The organism is Nostoc sp. CCY0012 (assembly GCF_963920855.1).
In the GTDB taxonomy this organism is placed as follows: Bacteria; Cyanobacteriota; Cyanobacteriia; order Cyanobacteriales; family Nostocaceae; genus Cyanocohniella.
Window position 1 is genome coordinate 1 of sequence record NZ_CAWUDM010000150.1, and the last position, 11239, is coordinate 11239.

7 protein-coding genes are annotated in these 11239 nt (G+C 43.4%); 2 read left to right on the forward strand and 5 right to left on the reverse strand.

Annotated features, from left to right (window positions below; genetic code table 11):
- Positions 1-198: 198 nt before the first annotated feature.
- Positions 199-2208 carry a DICT sensory domain-containing protein gene (locus ACM0OS_RS26405; protein WP_414546145.1) on the reverse strand — a complete coding sequence of 670 codons (2010 nt, stop codon included), beginning with the start codon at positions 2206-2208 and terminating at the stop codon, positions 199-201.
- Between the two features lie 990 nt (positions 2209-3198).
- Between ACM0OS_RS26405 and ACM0OS_RS26410 the strand changes: the two genes are divergently transcribed.
- Entirely contained in the window at positions 3199-5490 is a 2292-nt protein-coding gene (locus ACM0OS_RS26410) for a glycogen debranching N-terminal domain-containing protein (RefSeq protein WP_414546146.1), read from the forward strand.
- A 180-nt stretch (positions 5491-5670) separates the two neighbouring features.
- On the opposite strand, the gene ACM0OS_RS26415 is transcribed toward ACM0OS_RS26410, so the two are convergent.
- On the reverse strand, positions 5671-6666 hold the full coding sequence (locus ACM0OS_RS26415) for a heme-dependent oxidative N-demethylase family protein (protein ID WP_414546150.1): 996 nt from the start codon (positions 6664-6666) through the stop codon (positions 5671-5673).
- A 53-nt stretch (positions 6667-6719) separates the two neighbouring features.
- Complete coding sequence (locus ACM0OS_RS26420) at positions 6720-7283, reverse strand: methylmalonic aciduria and homocystinuria type D protein (protein WP_414546151.1); 564 nt, start codon at positions 7281-7283, stop codon at positions 6720-6722.
- 431 nt (positions 7284-7714) lie between these two features.
- Here ACM0OS_RS26420 and ACM0OS_RS26425 point away from each other — a divergent pair, with 431 nt between their 5' ends.
- Positions 7715-8758, forward strand: coding sequence for a putative bifunctional diguanylate cyclase/phosphodiesterase (locus ACM0OS_RS26425; RefSeq protein WP_414546147.1), 1044 nt, complete (start codon positions 7715-7717; stop codon positions 8756-8758).
- Positions 8759-8805: 47 nt separating this feature from the next.
- Here the strand turns inward: ACM0OS_RS26425 and ACM0OS_RS26430 are convergent, their stop codons facing one another.
- The gene (locus ACM0OS_RS26430) at positions 8806-9900 is read right to left on the reverse strand and encodes a carboxypeptidase regulatory-like domain-containing protein (protein WP_414546148.1); all 1095 of its coding nucleotides are present in this window, start codon (positions 9898-9900) and stop codon (positions 8806-8808) included.
- Positions 9901-9924: 24 nt separating this feature from the next.
- Positions 9925-11163, reverse strand: coding sequence for an ATP-binding protein (locus tag ACM0OS_RS26435; protein WP_414546149.1), 1239 nt, complete (start codon positions 11161-11163; stop codon positions 9925-9927).
- Positions 11164-11239: the final 76 nt, after the last annotated feature.

The following is an 11239-nucleotide window of genomic DNA, read 5'->3' on the forward strand; positions in this document are numbered from 1 at the left end:
GCAGGGTGCAGGGGGCAGGGGGGAGAGACTGGGAAGGAGCTTGTGTATCCCGTCCCTTTTTCTCTTGGTGACCAACTAGAAACTTAGATGGCATCTGAATCTGTAATTACGAATTACGAATTACGTACAGCCCTGGCGGGCATAGCTTCGCTTACCGCGTAGCGTGCCGGAGGCTCTATTACGAATTACGAATTAATATTACTTACTCTTGACTTTTGTCCGTTTTTCCTCTTTGCTCATTTGGGCAATGGGAATAGTGAAATGAAACTGACTACCCTGGTCTTTCCCCATAGACTTGGCCCAGATGTCACCACCCCAGCCATGCACAATTTGGCGGCAAATTGCCAATCCTAGCCCGGTACCGCCAGCTGTACGCCGCAGCGCTCCTTCTTCTTGATAGAAGCGGTCAAAAACGATTTCTAGACGATTAGTTTCGATTCCACGTCCTGTGTCAGCAACTGTCACTTCGACCATTTGATTGCGATTTTGGGCGGCTGTAATCGTGATTTTTCCTGGGGATGGTGTGAATTTACAGGCGTTATCTATCAGTTTCGCTAAGACTTCCACTAACCAATCTCCATCAGCTCTTACCAAAGGCAGAGTTTGGGCAATTTTAGTTTTGATTTGCGGGATCTCTTCTGTTGAAGAACGCGTACGCAGTCGGCTGAGGGCTAGATCAACACATTCTTGTAAGGTCAGGGATTCTGGATGCCATTCTACTCTGCCGCTTTCTAGATTTGACAGGGTGAGGAAATCTTGGACTAATTTCCGCATCCGTTCGGAGTCAGACAGTGCCGTACTCAGCATTACCTGTTGCAACTCTAAAGGCATATCTGGTTCACTGGCTAGACTTTCCAAGCACACTTGAATTGTTGATAGGGGTGTGCGGAGTTCATGTCCAGTGATGGCTATCAGGTTGCTGCGGGTGCGGTCGAGGGCTTCTAGCTGTTGATTGAGGTCTTCTAGATTGGCGTAAGCTTCTGCTTGAATTAAAGCTGCTCCCATTTGGGTGGCGATCGCTTCTACTAAATCCAGTTCTCCTGGTTGCCATTCGTGGGGTGGTAAGCTGCAATAGTGCAATTCCACGATGCCCAACAATCTTCCTTGAAATAATACTGGTTCGATTAACCAAGAACGAATGGCGAATTTCTTGGCAATCAAGGACAGCGTAGCGGAATTAGTCACGCGAGCATCAGTTTGTGTATCGGCGACACAGACGCCTTCACCTTTTTGTACTACTTCCTGAAATAACAGATTGTTATCTAGTTCCCAGGTTTGCCCACTAATCGATAATATGCCGGGCATCAAAAACTCGTGTTTAATTTGAGCTTGAGTATCTGTAGCTTGGGCGCGGTAAATTAAACAGCGACTCGCTCCTAAGTGCTGTCCTAGTTCTTGGGCGGCGATTTGTAGCACTTCATGGGGGTCAAGCGATCGCCTAATTGCTGTACTAATAAAATTGACTAAGCGTTCTTTACGTGCTTGAGCAGTAATGGAACGATAAGCTTTATGCAGTTTGTATTGGCTAGCTTGTAGATAAGTCACCAAGCGCTGTACAAACGGGTCAGTATCAATGTCACAAGCAAATTCAGTCAGTTGTGCTGTCTGGGAGTAGTTTCTGCTTCCCCCGATGCCAAACCTCTGGCGTGCTGTTTGAATTTTTTTTGCTAGGTCTGGTCTATAAATTAAAACCCTGTCTAATAGCAGTTGGGCTGCTTTAATACTGACTCCTCGCTCTGATGTCCAAATTCCTTCAAACCTCCGAGCTGTGTCCATATCTAGACCAGGAACGGAATCTGGTTGCTGCTTATTTTTGGCAATGGAGCCTAAGCTTTCCCGGCACACGAGGCAAGTAGCATAGTTATCAGCAATTACTATCAAATGCCACTCTTGACTGAGGGCATCTTCAGGCTCAAAGGCTATGCGTTCGTAGTATTCCGAACTGTTGGTGAAATCCGTTTCTGGTGCGGATAAAACGTATATTTGATTACTACGTAAAGCTAATCGTTGATAGCGATGAGCCTCTTGGCGATAGTATCGCTCTCTTTGGAAGCTAGCAATTACTAAGGGCTGGTCTAAAGTCGCCGCCAAAACCTGATCTTCCATCGCGTGGGAGAGGGCCGTAAGTGAAGCTTTGAAATATAGCTGGGGCCGCAGGTAGGGTATGGACTGTAGCAGATCACTCAGCACGGAAGTCGAAATGCTCATGAATATCGTTAAAGAAGCCCAATCTAGACAAAATTCGCGTCACAGCTGCATTGTACAAATTACAACAGAGTCTCATGTGCAGCAAAGAGGGGGAATATGTAAAGAATTATAAACACCGCTTTCCACCAAGGTGGTGGCAAAACTGGAAAAATTTCCTAGCCTAAACTGAATAATGGCAGTACATTCATTAGTGGCACCCTGGTGTGCTGTAGCGTTCCGCTACAAACGTTTTGCTTTTCACCCAAGTTTTTTTATCCATTGGCTGGCATTGTGAGGTTTCAAATAATAGGCTACTACGCCCAATATACATTCAACAGACATCTCTGTTATTAGCCTACACCTAAGTTGCTTTGCGGAAATTGCCTATAATTACAAAATAAGCTGGTGAAAACAATGCTGCCTATGGTCAAATAAGATGCCAAGTCAATTAAATTTATCAACTTCTGCAAAAATATCTAATTCACGATAATTCTAACACTCAGTCAGCAAAATACTTGTATATTTTTACTTACTAAATTAGCAATTTTACTGATAAACTAGATATTATTAAGTTGATTATCATCTTGTCATCAAGCAGGTATTGCTGCTTTCTTGACTTTTTTAATTAAAGCAATTTTGGCAATGAATTTGTTTAATTACATACAAAAATTATCACAATGCATGACAACAAATTTATAGCATTTCTGGGTACGCCCCTGACCTCATGGAGAATAAGCAGCGACTAGAGCATCTTGGTTAAGTATTTTCGATGCTTGATCCCTCCTAAGGATGAGAAACAGATTAATTAGATAAAAATCATCATTTTTCAGCCTTGACTTCAGATATAAAAAATATACTCTTATAAAGATTTGTCATACTTTTTAGGTTTACCCCATTACCCTATGGCTGGGGTCAATCCCAAATTATCGCCCCCTGCGTCAGCTTCGCTAACGTAAGTCCCAACAAAATCCCCAATTGCTTGATCTAGAACTGTACACGGAACTTTGGCTAATGACACCGGATACACTGACAACCCCGGAAAAAATTTCCTTAGATGGAAAAACTTTTATTCCCGCAGAACAATTACCTATTTCTGAGTGGCCTTGTGTTGTGGGAGAAAAACCCCAACCAACTTTGACGGCTAAAGATGATGATTTATTCTTGGTGACGGATACGATGGGGAACATTTCTGGTTGTTCCCTAGAAGATGGTAACCCCAATGTCGGCCTATTTTGCTGTGATACCCGATTTCTCAATCGTTTGGAGTTGCAAATTGCCGGGCGATCGCCTATTCTCCTCAGCAGTAGTGCCGAAAAAGGGTTTTCCATGTCAGTTCTGTGTACTAACCCCAGAATTGACGAACACCTAAAAGCTGAAACTATCGGTATTCGCCGGGAAATTGTCCTCAATGGGGCATTATTTGAAGAAATCGAGGTAGCTAATTACAGCACAACTACCGTCAGGTTTGAATTAAGTATCAGCTTTGATGCGGATTTTGTAGATTTATTTGAAGTCCGGGGCGCTCAGAGAGAACAAAGGGGTAGACTTTTACATTTAGTAGAATCGGCATCCGCAGAAGGAGAATCTGTTATCGACGATGGTCTTTCTCCTGTATCAAGTCATCCCTCCCCCCATAGAGAAGAATCTTTGACATTAGCCTATCAAGGTGTCGATGGCTTACTAATGGAATCTCGTATCCAATTCCAGTATCGCCAACCAGACCATTTCAAGGGTCATACTGCGATTTGGCAATTGGAGTTGGCATCTCACGAAACCCAAAAGTTAGGTTATCGCCTGAATATGATGACTAACAATCAGCCAAGTTCCACTGTCAGTGCAGCTTTCACCTTAGTCCAAGCTAAAGCGGCTGAGTTGATGGAAGAGCAACAATGGATACAGCAAATTACACAGATTAGATCAGACAAAAGCATCTTTAATCATGTAATTGAGCGGGCTGAACAGGATATGTATTTGTTGCGCCAGTCTTTTGGCAAATACAAGACTGTTTCCGCTGGTGTCCCTTGGTTTTCGGCGTTATTTGGCAGGGATTCGCTCATTACAGCCTCCCAAACCCTGATGTTAAACCCCCAAATTGCCAAAGAAACCTTGATGATACTAGCGTCATACCAAGGAAAAACCGAGGATGACTGGCGCGAAGAAGAACCAGGAAAAATTTTACATGAGTTGCGGTTCGGGGAAATGGCACGGTGTCAGGAAATTCCCCATACACCATACTATGGGACGGTTGATGCTACTCCGTTATGGTTGATGTTGTATGCTGAATACTACGCTTGGACTCATGATCAAGAAACTCTAGAGAAATTGTGGCCCAACGCTTTAGCCGCAATGGAGTGGATTGATCGTCATCTCAAACACAGTAGCTATTTAACCTACTACCGTAAATCTAAACGCGGTCTAGCTAACCAAGGATGGAAAGATTCTGGCGACTGTATCGTAGACCATAAGGGTGAGCTAGCCAATGGCCCCATTGCTTTGAGTGAAGTACAAGCTTACGTTTATGCAGCAAAAATTCGCCTAGCAGAAATTGCGAGGATGAAGAAGCGGCTGGACTTAGCTGAACGCTGGCTAGACGAGGCTAAAAACCTGAAGTTTCGTTTTAATCAAGACTTTTGGATGGAAGACCAAGATTTCTGTGCTTTAGCATTGGATGGAGATGGTCAGCAAGTTAGAAGTATTACATCCAATCCTGGTCACTGTTTGAATTTGGGCATTTTTACACCCGAAAAAGCCTACAGTGTAGCGGAACGATTACGGGCCCCCGATATGTTTAATGGTTGGGGGATTCGGACTCTTAGTAGCTTATCACCAGCTTATAATCCTATGGGCTATCATGTTGGTTCGGTTTGGCCTCATGATAATTCTCTCATTACCGTAGGATTGCGATCGCTTGGCCTGATCGATCAAGCTTTAGAAGTTTTCCAAGGTTTGTTCGACATGACTAGTCAGCAACCTTATCAACGTCCCCCAGAACTCTTTTGTGGTTACGAACGCAATGGTGATCATACCCCAGTACAGTATCCAGTTGCTTGTACACCACAAGCTTGGGCCACCGGCACTATCTTTCAACTACTGCAAATGGTAGTCAACTTAGTTCCCGACGCTCAAAATAACTGCTTACGCATTATTGATCCTGCTTTACCAGAATCAATTAATCGTTTGTCATTACATAATTTGCGCGTGGGCCCCACTATTCTAGATTTAGAATTTGAGCGTTCTGGTAGTACTACAGCTTGTCGCGTCGCCAAAAAACGTGGCAATCTCCGAGTAGTTATCGAAGCCTAACCGAAGAGGCAGGGGGGAAGGGGGCAGGGAGCAGGGGGAACAAGCCCTTCTCCTTTGCGCCAAGCATTGCGGAGCAGGGGTACAAAGTTCCGCCCACTTCGGCAAGTGATATAGTGAGCCTGTCGAACTGCTCAGTGCGCCACTTTTAAGGCGCTTGAACTGGGGCGGAGAATCGGGCGCTCAGTCTTCTCCCCTGCTCCCTGCTCCCTGCTCCCCTGCCTCTTTTGACATCTCTTCCAGCCACTGCAAAATACTAGCTTTGCTTGCCAACAAGCCTTTATATATTAGTGATGCTGATGTCATAGATTGAATAGCTGCACAAAGTTTAGACCGCAGTACAAAGTCTTGTTTAATCAAATTACAATCTCGGAAATAAGTACGAATCGTAAATAGCGAGGTTGCATATTCTGGCAGGCCCCAAATTACCTGGCGTTCAATTCGCAGATATAATCGGCCATATTGGCGGTCAAAACTTCTACCTTGCCATTGACTAGCTGATATACCAAGGGGTGGTTCAGGATGGTGATTAAGGCGGGTGTCAGTACTTAGACCCCAAGCAAAGCGTACCATTGGACTTTGATCAATCATCGTATTAACGATCGCATTTCCCCGAAGATTGATTTTTGCCATTTCTGCTACAGGAGTATGAATAGCCGCAAAGTTTTTGCCAATTTTTTCCTCTGCTGACCAATGGTTGGGATAGCACAAATGTAATGCACTCAGCCAATTATTACCATCTTCACGACGGCATACAACGGTGACATCTTCTTGCACTTGGGAAGCTAAAGCATCCAGAGTAGAAGCATAAGCAGGAACAACTTGATTAACTGGGGTTTTGACTTGCTGTAATTGCCAGTCTGCATCTAAATAAAGGGTTTCTTGAGTCAAATAATTGTGAAATTTGCAGGTATTGGCTGTTTTTTGGGAATCAAAATATTGTGGGTGTTCTTGAGTCAGACGTTGAATAATTAACCGAGCGATCGCACCTGCCACAGCCGTAGAATAGTTGCAGGTCTGGTAATATTTACTCAACTTTTCTTGACGAGCTAAAAGTTTATGCTGGCGGTAATGAGCATAATCTAGATCAATTTGAAAAACCTGCTGGTCAAATTGTCCATTACCAAAATCACAACCAAAAGCCATCATCCCTGGCTTAACTTCATAGCGTCCACTCATCAAGGGAAAGTAACAAGCTGGATTATTAGTAACTTCCACTACTAGCTCCCTACTTACTCTCTACTCCCCATTTTCCACCCATGCAGAGGTGCAATGTCTTTGATGGAAGATTCGATAATAATTGGCGGTGCTACTGATATGATGACACTAGGATAAACTGCCGCACCCCAAGTGGGATGTACTAATACACAACATTTATTTTTAATTACTGGATATTTGAGCAATGCTTTGACAACTGCGGTGTCATTGTGAGGAATTGCACCTGGGTGAGAGAGTAAAGGATAACCAGTGCGGGGGTCAATCAGGTCTGTGAGATAACCGCGATCGCGCAATTGAAATGCCAGATCACAGCCAAACCTCATAAATTTTTCTCGCAAGTGTTCTTTCTCTTGCTCAATTGCTGGCGTACTTTTTACTAATTGATATCGTGATTGCTGCAACACAATCACAACCCATAAATAAGGGTGATTTTGCCAATCTGGTAATATCCGTTCGCGGTTGGCACAGATATACTGACTGGGCGAATGAATAGAAATTTGCACCGCTTGTCCTGTTTCGCCAACTAAATTAATAGGACAGCCTTGCTCCGAAATGTAAACTGGAGAATAGTTCACTATATTAATTCGGTTTTTGCAAGTTTGACATTTTACCCTTGGTAATTATCATAACTCTTAAAACTTCATTAAAATCATTAATTTCCCCCCATAGGTTAGGTTATTTTGCAGTTTTTAAGCATGACTTGTGAATTTTTAATCTAATTTTTATTTTTTATTAACCTATACTTACACTAATTAAGTCTGACTGTAAAAAAATGTACAAAAGTCCAGTAAAAGAATTAGTTATTGCAAGATTTGAGGATTTAATATCTTAGACATTTCTGTTAGACATAGTACAGATAAGGAACAAGTCAGGGAATTTATCTGAATTTGCCATAATTGCAGGCGATCGCAATATATTTTTCATCCCGCCTGTGGAAACGTTGCTGCACTTAATAATAGACGCGATTGCCAAAGTCTTGTAATTTTAGAGATAACCCAATATTATTTTGTTGGCAGACATTCAAGATGCCTCAGATGCAATCAAAGTGGCAGAGCGTATCCAACAGGAACTCAGCTTACCTTTGAAGCTTGATGAACAAGAAGTTTTTACCAGCGCTAGCATCGGCATTGCCCTCAATTCTACCCTCGACTATGACCAACCAGAACAATTGCTCAGGGATGCTGACGCGGCAATGTACCGCGCTAAGGCATTAGGCAAAGCCCGCTATGCTCTATTTAATCGGGATATGTATGCTAGCGCACTGGCAAGATTGCAACTAGAGGCAGATCTGCGTCGAGCAATCCAACTCCATGAGTTTCAAGTTTATTACCAACCCATTGTTTCGCTTCTTAGTGGCTCTATTATCGGTTTTGAAGCATTATTGCGCTGGCAACATCCACAACGTGGTTTAGTCTCTTCTGCCGATTTTATCCCCTTGGCAGAAGAAACTGGACTTATTGTCGAGCTTGGTGATTGGATTCTCTATGAAGCTTGTCACCAAATGCAAGCTTGGTTAGTGCAATATCCTCACCATTCATGCCCAAAAATGAGTGTTAACCTCTCAGGCAAACAATTCTCCCAGCCTAATTTGATTGAGCAGATTCGTCACACTTTGCTTTCAACTGGTCTAAATCCACATTATTTAACCTTAGAAATTACTGAAGGTGTCATTGCACAGAATGATGATGAAGCAGTTGCTATTCTTTTACAATTGCGCCAATTAGGTGTTGAAATCTCTATTGATGATTTTGGTACAGGTTACTCTTCTTTAGGTCGTCTTTATCACTTTCCTATTAGCGTCTTAAAAATAGACCGTTCTTTTGTCCACCCAATCACAACTGATAACCGCAATCTCGACATTATTGAGATTATCATAGCTCTGGCAAATAAACTAGGTTTGTCTGCGATCGCCGAAGGTGTGGAAACACCTCAACAACTAGCCATTTTGAAAAATTTAAACTGTCAATCAGTTCAAGGGTACTTTTTCTCCGAACCATTGTCTAGCTCACAGGCCACAGCATTAATTTCTGCTAATCCTCAATGGTGTTGTTAGTCAAATTACTTTGTATTTGGTGATATAGGATATATAACTTAGGGAAGCTACTGGAGATTGAGTTCTTGGAATGGTGCTGAGGTTTCTTCCAATTGTAGAGTTTCTATGTTACGTGGCTGTCCATTAACTTCTATCTTGTAGTTACCTTGCTGTAAACCTTGTAAATAATATACTCCTGCTCCATTTGTCACAGAAAATTGCCTTTGTCCAGAATTGACTTCTATTGCCTCTACCCTGGCCCCTGGAATAGGTCTACCTTTAGAATCAGTAACAATGCCGGAACGAGTAAAAGAGCGAATCATCGGCAACATCACAGGAGTATAACTACCAGCGACTACATCCACCGCCAAGGCTTCAACTGCGGTTTGCCAGTTTGCAGGGAAGCCAGCCGGATCTAAATCAAGGCGATATTTGCCAGGAGATAAATACACCAAAGCACCATCATTTTGAACTTTGGTTGCAAAAGACTGTAAAGGTTGGTTATTAATTGTGAATAGTAAGTTAGGTCTTTCTAGATAGATTGGTTCATTAGGGTCGCGTTTACCATTGTCATTACGGTCAAAGAAGGGCTGAATCAAGATTCCGCCTTGAGTGCGTAAGTAATTAGATTGGCGAGAAGTATCAGGTTTGATTCCCCTTTGCAAGTCAAGATTAGACACTAACTCTAAGCCGAAACTCGGTTCATCAGAGGTAGTAGATACCCCTTGATAACGTCCCCGCAATAAGAATCCTGGGAGAATATTAGTACCTAAAGTTGCAATTAGCCCCGAACCTTGGGAACCTGTACCATACCCTAGCTGCGTCTCCCAAAGATAATTACCGCTGACGGTACGTTGTGGAGAACGATAGCGCCATCCCAAGGTAGTGAGGCGATCGCTTTGGTCGAAAAAATTACTAGTTTCATAACTGACAAACAATGAGTTGCCTTGCTTAGAAAGTTTCTTAGGTGAGAAATAGTAAGCTAATTCTGAGAAAGAGGCTATCTCGTTACCATTAGTTTTTAACTCTAGCAGACCCAGACGTTGCAGTAAATTCCAACGTAAATAATTTTGGGTATTGAAAGTAACACGAGCGAAAGTGAAAGAATTTTTATGGTTATGAACAAGTTGTAGACCACCAAATCCACCATCTCGACTATCCACACCACCGAGGTAAAACAGTAAAGGTTAAAACTGTTTGCCAAAGTCAATTTTCTTTAGTGCCACCACAGCTTGAACTAACTCTTCTGGATCAAGGGGTTTGATAACGTGCCGTTGATAGCCACTGGTTATAGCTCGCTGGGAATCCTCAACTCTGGCATAAGCAGTCAAAGCGATCGCGGGAATGTGTCCGCCTTTGTCGGGGGTTAAAGTGCGGATTTGTTGGATCAGGGTATAGCCATCAACTCCTGGCATTCCAATATCACTGACTAACACATCGGGTTGAAAAGACTCCAGGTTTGCCAACACTTGTGCCGCAGAGGCAACAGTCAAGACTTCTGCTCCGTATTCAGCAAGCAATACTGTTAATAACTCACGGGCATCGGCATCATCATCAACTGCGAGAACCCGAATACCCGTGAGTTCGAGTGCTGGTTGAGGCAACACATCTGGCTGCTTGATTTCCGGTTCAACATTCAGCAGTGGTAACTGGACTGTAAAGGTGGCTCCCAAGCCTTCACCTAGACTGTCAGCCATGATACTGCCGCCGTGAGCCTCAACTAACTGCCGGACGATGGCTAACCCCAATCCTAACCCCCCATACTTGCGAGTAACTGAGACATCTTCTTGACGGAATGATTCAAAAATATACGGGAGAAAATCTGGGTTAATGCCTTTACCAGAGTCACGGACAATAATGTGTGCCTGCTCATCTACTTGCTCTAGGCGGATTTCTACCCGTCCTCCGTTAGGAGTAAACTTGATCGCGTTGGAAAGTAAATTCCACACGATCTGTTGCAGGCGGTTGTCATCTCCACAGACTTGCCCAATGTTCGGCAGTATCGGATACAACGTAATTGATTTGGCAACAGCTGCGGTTCTTACCGTGTCGATGGCAGATTCAATCACAAATGCTAAATTCACGGGAGACGTATCTATGCTGAGTTTGCCACGCAGAATCTTGGCGACATCGAGCAAGTCATCAATCAGTTGAGTTTGCAGTTTAGCATTGCGTTCAATGGTGGCTAAAGCTTGGGCTGTTTTGGTTTCACTAAACTTTCGGGTTTGCAGCAGTTTTGTCCAACCAAGAATCGGGTTAAGAGGCGATCGCAATTCGTGGGAGAGAACGGCCAGAAACTCATCTTTGATCCGATTGGCGCGTTCGGCTTCTGCTCTGGCTGCTTGCTCTTGGGCAAGTAGGCGATTGCGTTCGACTTCCAGTTCCTTTTGATCGTGAATATCTGTGCAGGTGCCAAACCATTTCACCACCTGCCCCCGTTGGTTTTTTCTAGTGTGGCAAAACTTACTAGAGAAGACGACTCTCTAAATTAGCCAAGTAAGC